Below are 17,788 nucleotides of genomic sequence, written 5' to 3'. Positions count from 1 at the left end.
GCAACGTCGCGAAAGGACATTTGAGATGAAGACGAAAGCAGCGGTGAGCCTGGGGGTGCACCGTCCGTTCGAGATCATGGAACTCGACCTGGACGGCCCCGGCGAGGGCGAGGTCCTGATCAAGAACGTGGCTGCCGGGTTGTGCCACTCGGATCTGCACCTCACCGACGGCGACATGCCGCCGCGGTACCCGATCGTCGGTGGCCACGAGGGCTCCGGCATCGTCGAGGAGGTCGGCCCCGGCGTCACCAAGGTCAAGCCCGGCGATCACGTGGTGTGCAGCTACATCCCCAACTGCGGGATCTGCCGGTACTGCGCCTCGGGCCGGTCCAACCTCTGCGACCTCGGCGCCACGATCCTCGAAGGCCGGTTCCCCGACGGATCGTTCAAGTTCCACAAGGACGGGGTGGATTACGGCAGCCTGTGCCTGCTCGGCAGCTTCGCGGAACGGTCGACGGTCTCTCAGCACTCGGTGGTGAAGATCGACGACTGGCTCCCGCTCGAGACGGCCGTGCTGGTCGGCTGTGGCGTGCCCGCCGGATGGGGGAGCGCGGTGTACAACAACGGCCTTCGTGCCGGTGACACGGCGGTGATCTTCGGCATCGGCGGGCTGGGCATCAACGCCGTGCAGGGCGCGGTCATGGCCGGGGCTCGGCACATCGTCGCCATCGACCCGGTGCCGTTCAAACGCGACACCGCACTGAAGTTCGGCGCCACGCACGCGTTCGCCACCGCGGAGGAGGCGCACGACGCGGTCCGGGAGATGACGTGGGGCCAGATGGCCGACGGCGCGCTGATCTTCGTCGGCACCCCGGACGAGAAGATCATCGCCGACGCGTTTGCCATCATCGGCAAGGGCGGCACGGTCAGCCTGGCCAGCCTCGCCGATCCGGCGAAGCTCACGGTCCACGTCTCGGGCATGGAGCTGACCCTGATGGAGAAGACCATCAAGGGGTCGTTGTTCGGCTCGTCCAACCCGCAGTACGACATCGTCCGCCTGCTGCGCCTCTACGACGAGGGCAAGCTCAAGCTGGACGAGCTCGTCACGCAGCGGTACCGCCTGGAGGAGGTCAACCAGGGGTATGAGGACCTGCGTGCGGGCAAGAACATCCGCGGCGTGATCATCCACGATTCCTGATTCGCCTGGGCAGGGGTAGGCCTGGACGCCAGGGCCTACCCCTGCCCTAGTCGATACCTATATACGTAACGATCTATGCTATTGCGTATTCGCTCGGAATTTGCCAGAGTGGGGGAGCAGTGCGGCGAAAGGGACTCGATGAAGGTCTACGAGCAGGTGTCCTCGTTGCTCCGCGCGTCTGGAGTGGACACCGTCTTCGGTCTCATGGGCGACGCGAACATGTACGTCAGCAGCGCCTTCGAAAACCAGGGCGGCCAGTTCGTCCGGGTGGCGCACGAAGCAGGTGCGGTCGCGATGGCCGACGTGCACGCACGCATGAGCGGCCGTCCCGCGGTCGCCACAGTCACCCACGGGCCCGGGTTCACCAACACGCTGACCGCTCTCGTCGAAGCGGCCCGGTTCCCGTCGCCGGTACTGCTGGTCACCGGTGATCCTCCCGCGGAGGCCACGCACCTGCAGCGGCTCGACATCGGCGCTGTCTGCTCGGCGCTGGGGGTCGTCCACGAGCGGATCCACCGCCCGGACACTGTCGTCCGTGATTTCGGGCGCGTGATGCGCCGGCTGAGCACCTCGGCGGCTCCGGTGGTGCTCAACATCCCGCTGCCGGTGTCTGTGTCGGAGGCGGTGTCAGCGGGGCAGCCGCTGGAGCCGGTGTGGCTGCCCGCCGGCACGACGGTGCCGGAGAGCGCGCTCGACGGTGCGCTCGGTCTCGTGGCGTCCGCCACCCGGCCGATCGTCGTGGCCGGCCGGGGCGTCGTGGCCGCTTCGGCCGAATCCGCGGTCGCGGAACTGGCCGACCTGCTGGGGGCGCCGCTGTTCACCACGGCGCTCGGACGTGGGCTGTTCCGGGGGCATCCGCGGCACTTGGGCATCCTGGGCACGTTGGCCCATGAATGCGCCAGCCAGGTGTTGATGGACAGCGACTGCGTGCTCGCGGTCGGCGCGAGCATGAACAAGTACACGACCATGGGCGGGGAACTGGTCCAGGGCAAGCGCCTGGTTCAGATCGATCTCGATCCGGCCAAACTCGGCTGGCTCGTGCAGCCCGACGAAGGTGTCGCCGGTGACGCCGCCGCGGTCGTGGCCGCGATGACCGCCGAACTCCGCGCCGCGGGAGTTTCCGGAAGCGGCTCGTGGCGAGACCGCGGCGCCGCCGCCGCGAGCGCTATGGCCGAGTGGACCCCGCAGGACCGGCGACCGGCGGACGGAACGATCGACATCCGCACGGCGAGCCTGCTCCTCAATCGCGCACTGCCCGCGGACTGCGCGATCGTCAGCGATGTCGGACGATTTGTCGCCGGTGCCTGGCCCTACCTGGATCGCTGCGCTCCTGGCCGGTTCACCGCCATGACCGGGTTCGGCTCGATCGGTCTGGGGCTCGCCGGAGCGATCGGTGCGGCGGTGTCCGGGGTATCCGGGCTGACGGTGGCTCTCGTGGGTGACGGCGGCTTCATGATGCACGCCTCCGAACTCGCGACGGCGGTGCGGCATCGTCTGCCCCTGCTCGTGCTGGTCTTCGACGACGGCGCCTACGGGGCGGAGTACCACAAGCTCGAGACCCAGGGGTTCGATCCCCGCCACTCCTACAACGACTGGCCCGACGTGGCAGCGGTCGCCGCGGGAGCAGGCGCGGACACCCACGTGGTGGAAACGCCGGAGGACATCGATGTCCTGGCCAAGCGCGTGCCCGGGCTGGAGCGCCCGCTCGTCGTGGACATCCGCCTCGACCCCACCCACCGCATTCCCTTCTGAGAGGCGGTAACCGTGACCGAAGCGTTGGTGATCGGCCGCGACGGGCCGGTGCAGATCTGGACCATCAACGTTCCCGGCGCCGGCAACGCAGTCTCCGGGCCGGACTTCATCGCCGCGCTGGAGCGCGCGGTCGACGACGTCAACCAGAACACCGAAGCGTGCGCGGTGATCCTCACCGGCGCTGGGCACATCTTCTCCGCAGGCGGGAACGTGCGCGAGATGGCCGACGGCACCGGCGTGTTCGGCCTCGACCCCCTCGCGCAGCGCCACGGGTACGTCTCGGGGATCCAGCGGATCCCGCGTGCCATGGTGCGCTGCGAAGTGCCAGTGATCGCCGCAGTGAACGGCGCCGCCGTCGGGGCCGGCTGCGATCTGGCGATGATGTGCGACGTCCGGATCGCCGCCAGGTCGGCCTCGTTCGCGGAGAGCTTCGTCCAACTGGGACTGATTCCCGGGGACGGGGGAGCCTGGTTCCTTCCCCGGGTGGCCGGCGCCGGGCGAGCGGCCGAGATGACCTTCACCGGTGACCGGGTCGACGCCGCCACCGCGTTGGACTGGGGTTTGGTGAGCCGCGTCGTGGACGACGCCGAGCTGCTCCCCGCGGCCCGGGAGCTGGCGCGCCGGATCGCCCGCAACCCACCCCACGCGCTGCGGATGGCCAAGCGGCTGCTGACCGAGTCCCGCTCCGGAACCCTCGAATCGGTTCTCAACCTGGCAGCCGCGATGCAGCCGCTCGCGCACCAGGACCCGGAGCACCGTGCGCGCGTGGCGCGGTGGAGGCAGCGGCGCGGCCCGGTTACGGCGTGACGACAGAACACACGAAGGGAGCGGAACGCGTGACGACAGCGGAGCCGGCCGGAGCGCTGGCCGGAGTGACCATCCTGGACCTGACCACCGTCGTGATGGGGCCCTACGCGACCGCCATCCTCGGTGACCTGGGTGCCGACGTCATCAAGGTGGAGTCGCTCGACGGGGACATGACGCGGCGGATCGGTGCCCGGCGCAACCCGGGCATGAGCGCCATGACGCTGACGCTGCAACGCAACAAACGAAGCATCGCCTTGGACCTCAAGAAGCCGGAGGGCCGGGCGATCCTGGAGCAGCTCGTGCCGCTGGCCGACGTGGTGGTGACCAACCTGCGGCCCCGGTCCCGGAAACCGCTCGGGCTGACCTACGAGGCGCTGCGGGCCTTGCGGCAGGACGTGATCCTGTGTACGGCACAGGCCTACGCGGAGGACAGTCCGCGGCGGGACCACCCGGCCTACGACGACATGGTGCAGGCCGCGTCCGGTGCGGCGTCGCTGGCCGAACGAGTCGACGGAGAGCCGCGGTACGCACCGTACGTGATCGCCGACAAGGTCAGCGGACTCCACATGGTGATCGGCATCCTCGCCGCCCTGGCCCACCGCGCGGCCACCGGGAGCGGGCAGCACGTGGAAGTCCCCATGGTGGACACGATGATCCACTTCAATCTGGTGGAACACCTCGGCGGGCACGCGTTCGACCCCGCCGAGGGCGACTTCGGGTGGGGCCGGGTCCTCGTCCCGGAGCGGACTCCCTACCGCACCGCCGACGGGTACGTCTGCCTGATGCCCTATTCGGACGCCAACTGGGCCGACTTCTTCGAGGTGGCCGAACTCGGCCACCTGCGTGACGACCCGCGCTTCGCCGACGTGAACTCGCGCCACGGCAACATGAGCGAACTCCACGCCGAGATCCATGAAGTGACACCGAAGCGCACCACGCAGGAATGGCTCGACCTCTGCCGGGAACGCAACATCCCGGCCGCGGCGCTGCTCGACCTGAGCCGGGTGAACGACGATCCCTATGTCCGGGAGCAGGCGCTGCTCACGCCCGAGCAGCACCCGACCGAAGGCGCCTACTTCAGCCCCGCCCACCCGGTGCGCATGAGCGAATCGCCGGCCGTTCTCCGCCGGCATGCCCCTCGGCTGGGGGAGGACACCGCGGAGCTGCTGTCCGCCATCGGGTACAGCCGCGACGACATCGACGATCTGGTGCGGCAGGGCGTCACGGTGGTGGCGGCATGAGCCTGTCGATGCCCTCGGTCGTCGAGCCGGATCCGGCACTGGCCGGACTGCGTGCCGAGGTCCGGAACTTCCTCGCCGAGCGGCGCGACTCCGGCGCCTTCACGCCGAGGGTCGACGCGTGGCTGACCGGGTGGTCCCGGGACTTCAGCCGCTCGCTCGCGGAGCGCGGCTGGGTCGGGATGACGATTCCGCGGACCTACGGCGGCCGCGGCCGCGGGTTCCTGGAGCGTTTCGTGGTCACCGAGGAGTTGTTGGTGGCAGGTGCGCCGGTCGCGGCGCACTGGGTCGCCGACCGGCAAGCGGCGCCGTCGCTGTTGCGCTTCGGCAGCGAGGATCAGAAGAAGTCGCTGTTGCCCGCGATCGCCGCGGCCGAATGCTCCTTCGTCATCGGCATGAGCGAACCCGACACCGGGTCCGACCTGGCCGGGGTGCGGAGCCGGGCGGTGCCGATCGACGGCGGGTGGCTGCTCAACGGCACCAAGGTGTGGACCTCGGGGGCCCACCAGGCGGATCTGATCGTGGTCCTCGCGCGGACCAGCGGATCCCACGGAGACCGGCACCGGGGGCTGTCCCAGCTGATCGTCGATCTGCGTGCGCCTGGGGTCGTGGTGCGGCCGATCGTCTCGATGAGCGGCGAGCACCACTTCAACGAGGTCGTGTTCACCGACGTGGAAGTCCCGGAGGAGAACCTGCTGGGGCAGGAGGGTGACGGCTGGCTCCAGGTGACCTCGGAACTGGGGTTCGAACGCAGCGGCCCGGAGCGGTTCCTGTCGACGGTGCCGCTGGCCGGTCTGCTCCGGCGCGCGGTGCGCGCCGGGGACGCCGACGCCGACCCCGCACTGGGGCGGATCATCGCCCGCCTGCACGGGCTGCACCACATGTCGCTGGCGGTGGCCGCGGCCCTGGAACGAGGAGAGGACGCGGATGTGCCGGCCGCGATGGTGAAGGTCCTGGGCACGACGCTGGAAGGAGATCTGGTGGAACTGGCGGACCTGCTGGCCGCGCGGCGGGACGGCGAACTGGCCGCGGCCATCGCCGCCGCGGTGGTTCAGCGTCCCGGCTTCACCCTGCGCGGAGGCACGAACGAGATCCTGCGGGGCGTGATCGCGCGCGGTCTGGGGTTGCGATGAGCACGCTCCGGGACCAGGTCGACGCAGACCTGCGCTCGTTGATCGAAGCCGTTCTGCAGGCACACGACTGCGGCGACGACGCAGGCCTGTGGCGCAGGCTCGCCGAACTCGGTCTGGGGGAGCTGACCGGACGGGAGGAGCGGGGCGGCAGTGGCGCGACCTGGCGGGAAGCCGCGGAGCTGGTCAGGGCGCTCGCCCGCCGCGGCTGCGACCTGCCGGTCGGGGAGAGTGACCTGGTCGCCGGCCGGCTCCTCGACGAGGCCGGCGTTGCGGCCGCGACTCCGGCGTTGCGCGGGTGGGCGGTGGAAGACGGCGAGGAGGTGCCGACTGCCTCGCACCCGCTGGTGGAACGGATGGTCGTTCTGCGGCGGACGACCAGCGGCTGGCGCCTGGCCGACGTTCCGGCCAGCGCAGCGCCACCGGGCGCGGCGAGATGGCACGAGGTGAGCGCGGAGACCGTCGACCGTGCTCACGCTTTGGCGGCGCTCGTGCGGGCCGTGCAGATCACCGGCGCGATGGAAGCCGTCCTGGACCTCGCCGTCGAGCACGCCCGCACGCGTGAGCAGTTCGGGCGACCGGTCGGCAAGTTCCAGGCGGTACAGGGGCTGCTGGCCACGCTGGCCGCCGAGGTCGCGCTCGCCCGTTCCGCTGTGGACGCGGCCGTACTCGTAGCCGCCGCCCCCGCCACCCCGCTGGAGGAGCTGCTCGCCTCGGTGGCCGTGGCGCGCTCCTGCGCCGGGCACGCGGCCGAACCGGTCGTCCGCAACGCCCATCAGGTCGTCGGTGCCATCGGTACCACACAAGAACACCCGTTGCCCGGCCTCACCAGGCGCATCCTCGGCTGGCGTTCCGCGGACGGGGGCACCCGCGCCTGGGACCGGGCGGTGTTGCAGGACAGCCTCGACGGCGTTTCGTCCAGTGCACTGGACCTGTTCCCCGAAGAAGTGGAGGAAAGATCATGACCGAAAACCGGACCCGGCAGATCCCGGAGGGCATGACCGCGCACGCGATCGCCCTCGAGGACGGCGCGGAGATCCCCGGCCGGCGCTCGTTCGCCCGGTACTTCGACCTCGGTGTCGCCGAGGCGAGTCAGGGGCTCGTCAGCACGCAGGTCACCAAGATGCGCAGCGGCATGGTCAAGGAGACCGGCTGGCACTACCACGACTGCGATTTCCAGTGGCTGTACGTCACCAAGGGCTGGCTCGAGCTGCAGTTCGAGGACGGCGAGACCCGGCGCATCGGCGAGAACGGCGTGTGCTTCATCCCCGGCGGTTACCGGCACAACGAGACGGCCACCTCCGATGACCTCGAGTTCATCGAGATCTTCATGCCGCCGAAGCCGCGGACGGTCGCGGTCGACTCGCCGCTGTGAGTTCGGCGGTCCCCGCCTCCCCGCCTCCCCGGGGCGGCGGGGACCGCCGTCTGGATCCATCCACGTGCAAGGAGGCTCGTCTTCATGGATCTCGGATACCTAGCCGGACAGTCGGTTCTCGTCACCGGCGGTTCGCGCGGCATCGGCGCGGCGACCGTGCGCGCCTTCGCCCGCGAGGGCGTCAAGCGCGTGCACGTCGCCGCCCGCGACGCCGGTTCGATCGACCGGCTCGCGGCGGAGGTGCCTGCCGCGGAGATCGTCGGTCACGTCCTGGACCTGTCGCGCCCGGAGGACCGCATCCGGTTGCGTGATGTCGCCGGCGAGGTGGACGTTCTCGTCAACAACGCGGGAGCGATCCCCCAGGGAGCGCTCGCCGGCGCGCACCTGCCGGACTGGCAGCGGGCGTGGGACCTCAAGGTGTGGGGCTACGTCGAGCTCACGCAGCTCGCGCTGGCCGCCATGACCGAACGCGGATCGGGGGTGATCGTCAACGTCGTCGGTGTCTCCGGTGAGCGGCCGGACGCCGGGTACCTCGCCGGGTCGATGGCGAACTCGGCGCTGATGACGATGACCCGCACCGTCGGTGCCTACTCCCTGGACCACGGCGTTCGCGTCCTGGGCGTGAACCCGGGCCCCGTGGAGACCCAGCGCCTCGCGGACGCCCTCCGGGCCCGCGCCGCCACCGAGCTGGGTGACCCGGAACGGTGGCCGGAGTTCGTGGCGGGCTACCCGGCCAGGCGCATCGCGACGGCCGAGGAGGTCGCGGACACCGTGGTGTTCCTCGCGTCCCCACGGTCGTCCTACACCAGTGGCTGCATCGTCACGCTCGACGGCGGGATGGCATGGCGCGGCCGGGCCCTGTAGCGGCGTCCCGGCTGTTCTCGCCGTTGCGGCTGCGCGAGCACGAGCTGCCGAACCGCATCGTCAACACACCGCACGGCACCCACCTCGCCCGCGACGGCGTCCCGACACCTGAGCAGATCGCCTACTACGAGGCGCGTGCGGCTGGCGGCGCCGGGATGATCGTGGCCGGGAACTGGGCCGTGTGGCGGCGGACCTGGACTTCGCCACTGGTCAACCTCGCCACTCATCCCAACGCGCACGACGGGCACGTCGCGCTCGCGGCTGCGGTGCACCGGCACGGTTCGGTCCTGGTCGGGCAGCTGCACGACAGCGGCAGGCAGGGAAACTCGGCCTGGCACCGTGGCCCGCTGCTGGCGCCGAGCGCCATTGCGGACCCGGTGGTCGGGGAAGTGCCGAAGGAGCTCGAAACGTACGAGATCGCGGAGATGGTCCGCTCGTACGCCGACTCCGCGGCGGCGCTGTGCAGCGCCGGCTGGGACGGCGTCGAAATCTTCGCGGCGCAGGGCTACGCGTTGTCGCAGTTCCTGTCGCCGCAGAACAACCTCCGTGACGACCGCTACGGCGGACCGGTTCGCGACCGCCTGCGGGTCGTGCTCGACGTCCTCGACGCCGTGCGGGACGCGATCGGGCCCGGGCCGCTCGTCGGCGTGCGGATCAACGCGACCGACCTGGTGGCGGGCGGGCTCGATCCCACGGCGGCCGCGGAAGTGGCGACCGCTCTGGACGGGACCGGGTCGGTGGACTACCTCAGTGTGTCCGCGGGCAGCAACGAGAACTACCCGGCCTGGATCGCGGACATGGGACATCCGGTGGCCCCGTTCGCGGAGTACGCGGCCGCTCTGCGCGCACGGATCTCGATGCCCGTTCTGGTCGCCACCCGCATCAAGACCTTCGCGGCCGCCGAAGGGGTCCTGGCGTCGGGACAAGCGGATCTGGTCGGCATGACCCGTGCTCTCATCGCCGATCCCGATCTGCCCCGCAAGCTGCGGACCGGGCGGGAAGCCGAGGTGCGGCCGTGTATCGGCTGCAACCAGGGGTGTCTGGGCCGGATCGCTGCCGGGGGAGCCTTGTCGTGCACCGTCAACCCGCGCGCCGGCAAGGAGACCCTGCCGGTCCCGGCTGTGCGGCACCGGCGCGACGTTCTCGTCGTCGGCGGCGGTCCGGCGGGACTCCAGGCGGCGGTCACGCTCGCCGAGCGGGGGCACGCGGTCAGCCTGTGGGAGAGGGAGCCGCGGTTCGGGGGTCAACTCGCCTTGGCCGCATCGGTGCCGTCCCGGCGGGAACTGGGGTCGATCCTGGTCTGGCTCGAAGAGCGGGCGACGGCGCTCGGGGTCCGGCTGCACCGCGGACGCGAGGCCACCGCGCGGGAGATCCGCGAGCACGAGGCGGAGGTGATCGTGCTGGCGGTCGGATCGGAGCCGGTGCGCACCGGCTACACGAGCGCGTTTCCGGCTCGGCGTGCGCTGCCCGGTCACGACCTGCCGCAGGTCTGGACCGTGCCCGAGGTCTTGTCGGGTGCGGCCGCGGTGGAGTCTCGCGTCCTCGTGCTCGACGACGATCCGCACGGCCAGGCGACGACCGCCGCCGAGTACCTGGGTGCCCGAGGTCACCAGGTCGATCTCGTGACGCGCCGCTTCGCGGCGGGAACCTGGGCGGGTCCGGTCAACGCGCACCCGTTGCACACCCGGCTGGCCGACGCCGGAGTGGAGATCACGACGCTGGCCTGGGCCGAGAGAATCGGGGACGGCTTCGTCGACCTCGCCGCCGTGTACGGCGACAGGCGATGGCGGCTCGAGGGTGTCGGCTCGGTGGTCCTCGCGACCGGCAACCGCGCCCGGACGACGGTGTACGAGGAACTGGTCCAGGCCGGCGAACCACGGCCGTTGATCCGCATCGGCGACTGCCTGGCCCCGCGCAGGCTGGACCACGCCTTCTGGGATGCCACGACGCTCGACGTGTCCGGCGCCGTCAGCCGGCCGGGCTGTCCCACCGTGCCTGATGATCAAGCAGAACCTTGACCAGGTCGTCTCGCCGGTCGCGGATCTCGTCGGGAGGGCCGACGACGCTCACCGCCGCAACGGTCCGCCCGCCTTCCCGTACCGCCACTGCCACGCCGTCAGCCACGTCGGAGATGCCGGGCGCCGCGCACACGCCGGTCTCCTGGATCTCGTCGAGCCGGGCGAGGAAACGTTCGACTTTGGGCTCGTCCTCGGACGGCAGCGCGGACAGATACGCCCACAGGTCCCGGCGGCTGAGCCCGGCGAGGAGGACCCAGCCACTGGACGTGCGGATCAGGGCCCGCCGGATGTAGTTCTTCGCGAGGTAGTCGTAGCGCGGCTCGGAGGCGCAGCTGTCGATGTAGAAGACGTCCCGTCCCACCACAACGGACAGCAGCGTGGTCAGGCCGGTCTCCGCGTGGACCGCTTCGAGCTGGTGGTGGCCGACCCGCGTGACCATGTGCCGCCCCGCGATGAGGTTCAGCAGGTACGGGGCAGTGCCGAGGTGGTAGCGGCGCTCCCGCTCGTCGAGGTACCCGGTGGCGACCAGGCCGTTGACCAGACCTTGGATGGAGCTCACGGGTGCTTCGAGATTGCGTGCCAGCTCCGTCAACGTGAGGCCGTCGGGGTTGCGTGCGGCGAGTTCGAGTATCGCGGCGACGCGGTCGACCATGCGGTGGCGCTTCCGCCCGTTGTCCGATCGGCTGCTGGTCGAGCTTTCGCTGGCCACCGTCGAAGACCTCCTCGTGTTGATGGTCGCAGTATCGCAGCGCTACCGAGTTACGTAATTAAGTATAATCATCGCCTATTGCGTAAACAACGGGTAGGCGTGCATAGTTGGCGCGAACCCGCCCGGCGACCGTTGACTGCGCCGCGGTCCTGCCGCCCCGCTCACCGATCACCTGAATCCGGAGGTCTCCAGCGATGTCAGAGTTGTCATCCGCCAAGCCCCGAACCGCGCCCGGAACGGAGAACCGGCCACGGCCGGACCGCAGGCGCGTCGCCACCGTCGCCTTCGCGTCGTGGATCGGCGCGAGCATCGAGTGGTACGACTTCTTCATCTACGGCATGGCGGCGGCGCTGGTCTTTCCCAAGCTGTTCTTTCCCGTTCAGGACCCGCTGACGAGCACCCTGCTGTCCTTCGCGACTTTCGGAGTCGCCTTCGTCGCACGCCCGTTCGGTGGTGCTCTCTTCGGCCACATCGGCGACAAGGTGGGCCGCAAGAAGGCCCTCGTCACGGCCCTGGTGACCATGGGAGTGACGACAACGGCGATCGGCGTGCTGCCGACCTACGGTTCTGTCGGGTTCATCGCTCCGGTCCTGCTGGTACTGCTGCGTTTCATCCAGGGCATCACGGTTGGCGGGCAGCAAGGCGGAGTCATCCTGCTCGCCACGGAGAACGTGCCGCAACGCCGGCGCGGCTTCTACGGCAGCTTCGCCTCGGCCGGCGCTCCGGGTGGGGTGCTGCTCGCCAACGGCGCGTTCCTCCTGGTCACCGCGCTCTTCGCCGGCGATGCCTTCCTGACCTGGGGATGGCGGCTGCCGTTCCTGGCGAGCGTCGTGCTCGTCGCCTTCGCCGTGGTGATCCAGCTCCGCGTCGGGGAGACTGCCGAGTTCTCTTCCAGTGAGGACCGTCCCGCCGGGCGTTCGCCGGTGCTGGAGGCCATCCGCCGTCACCCCCGGCAGATTCTGGTGGCGGCCGGGTGCTACCTCGCCATCAACCTCACCTACTACGTGTTCATCACCTTCGTGGTCGCCTACGCCACCAACAAGGCGATCCTGGGGCTACCGTCGAGCACCGTGCTCACCGCGGTGCTGATCGCCTCGGCTGTCGAGCTCTTCGCGCTGCCGGCGGCCGGATTGCTGTCGGACCGCTTCGGCCGGCGTGCCGTCTTCGCGGCCGGGGCTCTGCTGCTCGGGCTGTGGTCGTTCGTGTTCTGGCCCCTGGTGGACACCGGGTCCTTCGTGCTCATCACGCTCGCGCTGGTCGTCGGGCTCGGCATCCTGCACAGCCTCATGTACGGCCCGCAGGGTGCCCTGTTCTCGGAGGCCTTCTCGACGAGCGTCCGCTATTCCTCGCTGTCGCTGGGAATCCAGCTCGGATCGATGGTCGGCGGCGCGTTCGCCCCCTTCATCGCCACGGCCTTGCTGTCCGGCTTCGGGACTTCCACGGCGATCGCGATCTACATGGCACTGGGTTGCGTCATCAGCGCCGCGAGCACGGCGCTGCTGCGCACCGCCGAATCCCGGCACTGACCGTCTCAGCCAATCTCAGGTGTTCGTGCGATGCGGCCGCCTCGCCGCTTCGTGTTGCCTGTCCTCGTAACGAGTCAAGCCCGCCGATGAGAAGCCCCGATGTCCGAGACGACCCCTCCCGCCGTGTACCAGGGATTCGACCGCATGTTCCTCGGCGGGGAGTGGCGTGCCGGAAGCGGCGGTCCGCTCATCGACTCGGATCCCTACATCGGCGACGTGCTCACCGAGATCTAGCTGGCTGACCACGGCGACGTCGACTTCGCCTACCGCGCGGCGCGGGAGGCGCAGCGCGAGTGGTCCGCGACGCCGCCGGGGGAGCGGGCGGCGGTTTTCGAGCGGGCGATGCGGATCATCGGTGAGCGGCAGGCGGAGATCGCCGACTGGCTGGTCCGGGAGGCCGGCGCGACCCCCGGCCCGGGCGGCTGTCGAGGTCGGCATCGTCCAGGCGGTCACGGCCGCCGCGGTGCGGCACACCGAGGAGGTGGTCGTCACCACCGATTCCGACGTGCCGGACAAGGAGAACCGCGTCTACCGCCGGCCCGCCGGGGTAGTCACCGTGATCAGCCCGTGGTGGCGCCCGCGCTGGCACTGGGCAACGCCGTCGTGATCAAGCCGGCCGAAGACACCCCGGTGACGGGAGGGCTGTTCCTGGCCAAGATCTTCGAAGAGGCCGGGTAGCCGGCCGGGGCGGGGATCATCGCGAAGGCCGGGATCAAGCGGCTGTCTCTGGAGCTGGGCGGCAACGGCCCGCTGGTGATCCTCGACGACGCCGACCTCGAGCGCGCCGTGGAATGCGCGGTGTTCGGCAGCTACTACCACCAGGGTCAGAACTGCATGGCCACCAACCGGGTCATTGTCGACGCATCGGTGCACGACGAGTTCGTCGACCGCTTCGTGGAGCAGGCCCGTGCGCTGCGGGTGGGCGATTCTCGGGACCCGGCCACGCAGATCGGCGGAACTGGCAATTGGCTCGGGCGCGGGCCTTGGTCGAGCGGCACGGTGAGATCGTCGTGGAGTTCTTCGATGTGGGGCAGTCCCGATCGATTCCGTGGAAGCGGCGGCCGGAGGCTGCTCGATTGCTTGAGGTGCTCAAGAGGCGGGATCGCGGTTTCGAGGCGGTGGTCGTAGGGGAGCCGCAGCGGGCGTTCTATGGCAATCAGTACGGGTTGACGTTTCCGGTGTTCGCGCATTACGGGGTGGGGTTGTGGGTGCCGGAGGTCGGGGGAGCGGACCAGGATCAAGGTCCGGGTGCGGTCGGCGATGGCGGCACAGGCCCAGGTGGAGGGCCGTTACCTGGGTGGCCGCCCTCCCTACGGCTATCAGCTGGCTGATGCCGGTCCGCATCCGAACCAGGCCAAGGCGGGCAATGGCAAGCGGCTGCATCGGCTGGAGCCGGATCCGAAGACGGCGCCGGTCGTGCAGCGGATCTTCCACGAGTACCTGTCGGGGATCGGTGTCTTCGCGATCGCCCAACGGCTCACGGCCGGTGGGGTTCCGTGCCCGTCCGCTTATGACCGTGGCCGAAATCAGCACAGGTCGGGGGTGGCGTGGTCGAAGAGCGCCGTCCGGACCATCCTGACGAATCCGCGCTACACCGGTCACGAGGTGTGGAACAAGCAGCGCAAGCAGGAGTCGCTGATCGATGTCGAGGATGTGGGGCTTGGGCATCGGACCAGGCTGGCGTGGAATCCGCGGGACCAGTGGGTCTTCTCCGACCAGAAGGTCCATGCGGCGCTGATCAGCAGGGAGATCTTCGAGCAGGTGCGGGCTCGTCTGGCTTCGCGCGGGCCTCGGTCGACGGGTCGGGTGACAGAGCGGAAGAAGCACCCCTATGCGCTCAAGGGCCTGCTGTTCCACGAGAGCTGCGGACGGCGCATGCAGGGCAACTGGATCCGCGAGCGGGCTCATTACCGCTGCCGCTACCCGAACGAGTACGCCCTGGCCAACCGGCTCGACCACCCGCTGACGGTGCACCTGCGGGAGGATGTGCTGCTGGAGCCGCTCGACACCTGGCTGGCCCAGGTGTTCGCGCCCGGCAAAATCGAACGGTCGCTGACCGCGATGGAGGAGTCGCAGCCGGATCATGCTCCCGCTGGAGCGGAGACGCGCCGGGCGCTGGGGGAGTGCGACCGGAAGCTCGCGCGTCACCAGGCCGCGCTGGAAGCCGGCACGGATCCTGCGCTGGTGGCGAAGTGGACGAGGCAGGTGCAGCGGGAGAAGGCGGTGCTGGAGGCGCAGCTGGCCGCCTCGGACGCCTGGACGGGGGCGGACCGGAGAATGACCGCAGCGGAGATCCGTCGGCTGGTCGACGCGATGGGTGGGCTGCTCCAGGTGCTGCGCGACGCGGACCCGGGCGACAAGCTGGAGGTCTACCGACAGCTCGGCCTGAAACTGACCTACAACGAAACAACACGGATGGTGGTGGCTGAAACCCAGCCCCGACCATCCGTGTGCGCAGTGGTTGTGTCCGAGGGGGGAGTTGCACACTAACCACACGTGTCCAGCTGCCGGACGGCTTCCGGGCTGAGTCGCCAAGTCGTGTGCAACCGACTACACGCGTCGGTCGGGGGAGCATACGAGCTAGCGCGGGTAAGGCTGAGTCGGCAGTCGCTTCACTGAGGACGCGGCGTCATGGTCGACTAGCACGCTGATGCATAATCAGCGTCATGACCATGACATTCGCGGACGGGTGCGGCGGGGCAGAAGTTCTGCCCCGCTCTGGTGTGACGGCTAGTGCCTAGCGCGTTGACTCGGCCGCCTCTGGCCGGCAAGGAGGATGCGGCTGCCCGGAGCGGCCAGCTCGACGCGTTCCTGCTGGCGTGGGCCGAGGGTACCTTGCGCGAGGCGCTTTGCCGGTCTCCTCAGCTCGACGGCCGCCTGTATGAAATCTTCGGCCAGGGCTCTCGAGTGAACAACACCTCTGTCGACCACGGCAGTGACATCGATCTTGTCCTCATGGTGAGGATGCCATTCAAATCGAACGTTGAAGCCTTGGACCAACGGGGTTTGGGAAATTTCCGGAAACGCTACCACGCCGATCCTTACGATTGGGACGATTTCCGGGATGATGTCCTCGCCGCGCTGGGTGAATCATACGTCGCGCGCATGGGGCGTCGGTGCGTTAATGTCCATGCGCCCGACTCGCTCTTCGGTGAAATGGTCGACATTCTTGTCGCGACGGAATACCGATTGTACTCGGCCTTTCCGGAGCCGGGCGTCGAGGTTTACGAGCAGGGTGTCTTTTTCCGCGACCACAACGGCCAATCAATTGTCAATTTCCCGAAGCAACACCGGCGTAACGGTGACCAGAAGGACCTTCGCACTGGCGGTCGCTTCAAGGGAGCCGTCCGAGCAGCTAAACGGGCTCGGCGGCTTGCCGAGAGAGAACGGATGATCGCCGAAGGCGGCGCACCATCCTATCTGCTTGAGTGTCTCTTGTACAACGTCCCTGACGAGGTTTACCAAATGTCGTCGCCAGGCGAGGAGTACCGCGGCGCCGTTGAGTGGCTGCGCTGGTGCCACCGCGAGGATCCGGCGTCGTTCGCCGAGTTGCAATGCCAAAACGGTGTCAACCAGCTCTTTGGCAAAGGTCCGGATCAGTGGGAGGCCTGCACGGCCGCGACGATCGTGGAGGTCCTCCGAGAGGTTCGAGATCCTGGACCGGTAGCCGCGCCATGACTTGGACAGCTGCACAGACGACGGCAGTGCTCGCGATCCTTGGCGGTGCGATCACCGCGCTATTGACCTATGGGTTGAACCGGCGCGCTGCGCGCCGGGAGCGCCGCGCCCTCGCCTTCGGTGAGGCGCTCAGCGTCATCGAGGACTATGCGGAAATGCCATACCGCATCCGACGGCGGCCAGGCACACTGGAGGGGCGCCATGAGCTCACCGAAGAGGTCAGCCGAATCTATTCCCGCCTCGCGTTTCACCAAGCGTTGCTCGACATCGAAGCACCGAAGGTCGCAGCTGCGTACAGACTGCTCGCGCACGAGGCGAAGATCCAGGTCGGGGGACAGATGAAGACGGCCTGGCAGAAACCAGTGCGCGTCGAAGATGCTGAGATGAATCTCGAGGAGCACTACGACCGCGCGCGCGTTGACCGCGCTCGGGACCACTGCGTCGCGACCATGCGAGCGGTGCTTCGGCACCGGCGCGTCCCGCGACCGTGAAGCCACTCTCTGGCAAGCCCTCTGCCCAGATGGACAATCGGGAGCCAAGCGATCGGCGTGGCAGGCAGATATGCAGATGGGATTCGCAAGAGGGCCCGCACGTACCAACGATCGCCTCAACCTAGATCTTGACTAGCGGCGATCCCGTCGGATACACAGCGAGGAACTCGCAAATGCTCAATCGAAGACAACGCCAAGTTCAGGAGCTTGTGCCCGCTATCGGAGCTTTTCAGTCGGGTGCGACTTCAAGAAAGGCTTGGCTCGAGACAAAGGGGCTGCCTCGCGCGCTGATTGGCGACTAGGATTTGTGGACCGTGCCTGTCGTAAACCATTGTACAAGTGTAGCCGCCAAATGAACGGCAGCTTGGGCTTCCCCAATCGAACTGGGGCGGTTATTCACCGTCGTGCGAAGTCTAGTTCTACCGGCAGTGTGGGGTCGCGAGCGTGATGTCGTGAGAAGCGGTGCCGCAGCACCCGTGGTGCCGCGAATGTATGGTTCGCGAAGGTTCAGCCTAGGGGGAGCACCGTGCCGCCAAATTGGCGGCCCCGCGTCGCCGACATTGCTCGGCGCTGATGCGTGGTCTCGCCCGAAGCGGGAGTCGTTGAGATCGTGCGGACCGAGATCGGCACACTCGAGCTGGTGTTCATGGGCGTGCGGATTCGCAAGAGAGGCTGGGCGCTTTCATCAAGAAACGTCGCACATACTGCCGCCGTCCTCGGGAATGGCCCTCCCGTACTGTTTTGCGCGCGAAGCCTTTCGACGAACCCGTGCGGGCCCTCGCGCTCGACGCCGAAGCGATCGTCGTGTCGGTCACCTACCGGCTCGCCCCCGAGGCGAAGTTCCCCGCCGCGCACGACGACGTGTTCGCCGCGCTGCGGTGGACGGCCAAGGAGATCTCCGCGCACGGCGGCGATCCCGGGCGGATCGCGGTCATGGGTGACAGCGCGGGCGGCAACCTGGCCGCGTCGGCGGTCATCCGCGCCCGCGACGAGGGCGAGCCGGCCGTGCGAGCGCAGGTGCTGGTCTACCCGCTGGTGGATCCGCTGGCCGACACCGTGTCA

General features: G+C 68.9%; 16 protein-coding genes and 1 pseudogene. 16 read left to right on the top strand and 1 reads right to left on the bottom strand.

The window, feature by feature from the left end; translation table 11 throughout:
• The first annotated feature begins 25 nt into the window (after positions 1–25).
• From ABZ215_RS26630 to ABZ215_RS26590, 9 genes are all read left to right on the top strand, one after another.
• On the top strand, positions 26–1,138 hold the full coding sequence (locus tag ABZ215_RS26630) for an NDMA-dependent alcohol dehydrogenase (RefSeq protein ID WP_237339046.1): 1,113 nt from the start codon (positions 26–28) through the stop codon (positions 1,136–1,138).
• A 138-nt stretch (positions 1,139–1,276) separates the two neighbouring features.
• Complete coding sequence (locus ABZ215_RS26625) at positions 1,277–2,890, top strand: thiamine pyrophosphate-binding protein (protein WP_354952470.1); 1,614 nt, start codon at positions 1,277–1,279, stop codon at positions 2,888–2,890.
• 12 nt (positions 2,891–2,902) lie between these two features.
• Positions 2,903–3,697, top strand: a complete 795-nt coding sequence (locus ABZ215_RS26620; RefSeq protein WP_354952468.1) for a crotonase/enoyl-CoA hydratase family protein — start codon at positions 2,903–2,905, stop codon at positions 3,695–3,697.
• A gap of 29 nt (positions 3,698–3,726) precedes the next feature.
• Positions 3,727–4,938: a CoA transferase gene (locus tag ABZ215_RS26615; protein WP_354952466.1), complete on the top strand. Its 1,212-nt coding sequence runs from the start codon at positions 3,727–3,729 to the stop codon at positions 4,936–4,938.
• A complete protein-coding gene (locus ABZ215_RS26610; RefSeq protein ID WP_354952464.1) occupies positions 4,935–6,068 on the top strand; it encodes an acyl-CoA dehydrogenase family protein in 1,134 nt (377 codons plus the stop codon). The genes ABZ215_RS26615 and ABZ215_RS26610 overlap by 4 nt, the downstream gene beginning before the upstream one ends.
• Positions 6,065–7,030 (top strand): acyl-CoA dehydrogenase family protein, encoded by a 966-nt coding sequence (locus tag ABZ215_RS26605; RefSeq protein ID WP_354952462.1) that lies wholly within the window; start codon positions 6,065–6,067, stop codon positions 7,028–7,030. The genes ABZ215_RS26610 and ABZ215_RS26605 overlap by 4 nt, the downstream gene beginning before the upstream one ends.
• Positions 7,027–7,440, top strand: coding sequence for a cupin domain-containing protein (locus ABZ215_RS26600; protein ID WP_020419042.1), 414 nt, complete (start codon positions 7,027–7,029; stop codon positions 7,438–7,440). Before ABZ215_RS26605 ends, ABZ215_RS26600 begins: the two co-directional genes overlap by 4 nt.
• 84 nt (positions 7,441–7,524) lie before the next feature.
• The gene (locus tag ABZ215_RS26595; RefSeq protein ID WP_354952460.1) at positions 7,525–8,304 is read left to right on the top strand and encodes a short-chain dehydrogenase/reductase; all 780 of its coding nucleotides are present in this window, start codon (positions 7,525–7,527) and stop codon (positions 8,302–8,304) included.
• Positions 8,283–10,322: an FAD-dependent oxidoreductase gene (locus ABZ215_RS26590; RefSeq protein WP_354952458.1), complete on the top strand. Its 2,040-nt coding sequence runs from the start codon at positions 8,283–8,285 to the stop codon at positions 10,320–10,322. The genes ABZ215_RS26595 and ABZ215_RS26590 overlap by 22 nt, the downstream gene beginning before the upstream one ends.
• Here the strand turns inward: ABZ215_RS26590 and ABZ215_RS26585 are convergent.
• Entirely contained in the window at positions 10,273–11,031 is a 759-nt protein-coding gene (locus tag ABZ215_RS26585; RefSeq protein WP_027936030.1) for a helix-turn-helix domain-containing protein, read from the bottom strand. The genes ABZ215_RS26590 and ABZ215_RS26585 overlap by 50 nt on opposite strands.
• A gap of 194 nt (positions 11,032–11,225) precedes the next feature.
• Here ABZ215_RS26585 and ABZ215_RS26580 point away from each other — a divergent pair, with 194 nt between their 5' ends.
• The 7 genes and pseudogenes from ABZ215_RS26580 to ABZ215_RS26550 all read left to right on the top strand — a co-directional run.
• The gene (locus tag ABZ215_RS26580; RefSeq protein WP_354952456.1) at positions 11,226–12,557 is read left to right on the top strand and encodes an MFS transporter; all 1,332 of its coding nucleotides are present in this window, start codon (positions 11,226–11,228) and stop codon (positions 12,555–12,557) included.
• A 99-nt stretch (positions 12,558–12,656) separates the two neighbouring features.
• A complete protein-coding gene (locus ABZ215_RS26575; RefSeq protein WP_354709916.1) occupies positions 12,657–12,791 on the top strand; it encodes a hypothetical protein in 135 nt (44 codons plus the stop codon).
• Positions 12,792–13,685: pseudogene (locus ABZ215_RS26570) on the top strand (aldehyde dehydrogenase family protein).
• A gap of 132 nt (positions 13,686–13,817) precedes the next feature.
• Positions 13,818–15,047, top strand: a complete 1,230-nt coding sequence (locus ABZ215_RS26565) for a recombinase family protein (protein ID WP_354952454.1) — start codon at positions 13,818–13,820, stop codon at positions 15,045–15,047.
• 243 nt (positions 15,048–15,290) lie between these two features.
• Positions 15,291–16,235 carry a hypothetical protein gene (locus ABZ215_RS26560; protein ID WP_354952452.1) on the top strand — a complete coding sequence of 315 codons (945 nt, stop codon included), beginning with the start codon at positions 15,291–15,293 and terminating at the stop codon, positions 16,233–16,235.
• 26 nt (positions 16,236–16,261) lie between these two features.
• The gene (locus ABZ215_RS26555; RefSeq protein ID WP_354952450.1) at positions 16,262–16,726 is read left to right on the top strand and encodes a hypothetical protein; all 465 of its coding nucleotides are present in this window, start codon (positions 16,262–16,264) and stop codon (positions 16,724–16,726) included.
• Between the two features lie 741 nt (positions 16,727–17,467).
• A partial coding sequence (locus ABZ215_RS26550) for an alpha/beta hydrolase fold domain-containing protein (RefSeq protein WP_354952448.1) occupies positions 17,468–17,788 on the top strand: 321 nt, incomplete at its 3' end.

Source organism: Amycolatopsis sp. NPDC006131 (assembly GCF_040614175.1).
Classification (GTDB): Bacteria; Actinomycetota; Actinomycetes; order Mycobacteriales; family Pseudonocardiaceae; genus Amycolatopsis_E; species Amycolatopsis_E tucumanensis.
This window is presented reverse-complemented; position numbering and strand designations above follow the sequence as displayed.

Excerpts from the sequence above, each read along its gene's own strand:
- ABZ215_RS26630 (WP_237339046.1), top strand. The coding sequence starts at position 26 with ATGAAGACGAAAGCAGCGGTGAGCCTGGGGGTGCACCGTCCGTTCGAG.
- ABZ215_RS26625 (WP_354952470.1), top strand. The coding sequence starts at position 1,277 with ATGAAGGTCTACGAGCAGGTGTCCTCGTTGCTCCGCGCGTCTGGAGTG.
- ABZ215_RS26610 (WP_354952464.1), top strand. The coding sequence starts at position 4,935 with ATGAGCCTGTCGATGCCCTCGGTCGTCGAGCCGGATCCGGCACTGGCC.
- ABZ215_RS26605 (WP_354952462.1), top strand. The coding sequence starts at position 6,065 with ATGAGCACGCTCCGGGACCAGGTCGACGCAGACCTGCGCTCGTTGATC.
- ABZ215_RS26600 (WP_020419042.1), top strand. The coding sequence starts at position 7,027 with ATGACCGAAAACCGGACCCGGCAGATCCCGGAGGGCATGACCGCGCAC.
- ABZ215_RS26595 (WP_354952460.1), top strand. The coding sequence starts at position 7,525 with ATGGATCTCGGATACCTAGCCGGACAGTCGGTTCTCGTCACCGGCGGT.
- ABZ215_RS26590 (WP_354952458.1), top strand. The coding sequence starts at position 8,283 with ATGGCGCGGCCGGGCCCTGTAGCGGCGTCCCGGCTGTTCTCGCCGTTG.
- ABZ215_RS26580 (WP_354952456.1), top strand. The coding sequence starts at position 11,226 with ATGTCAGAGTTGTCATCCGCCAAGCCCCGAACCGCGCCCGGAACGGAG.
- ABZ215_RS26575 (WP_354709916.1), top strand. The coding sequence starts at position 12,657 with ATGTCCGAGACGACCCCTCCCGCCGTGTACCAGGGATTCGACCGCATG.
- ABZ215_RS26565 (WP_354952454.1), top strand. The coding sequence starts at position 13,818 with ATGGCGGCACAGGCCCAGGTGGAGGGCCGTTACCTGGGTGGCCGCCCT.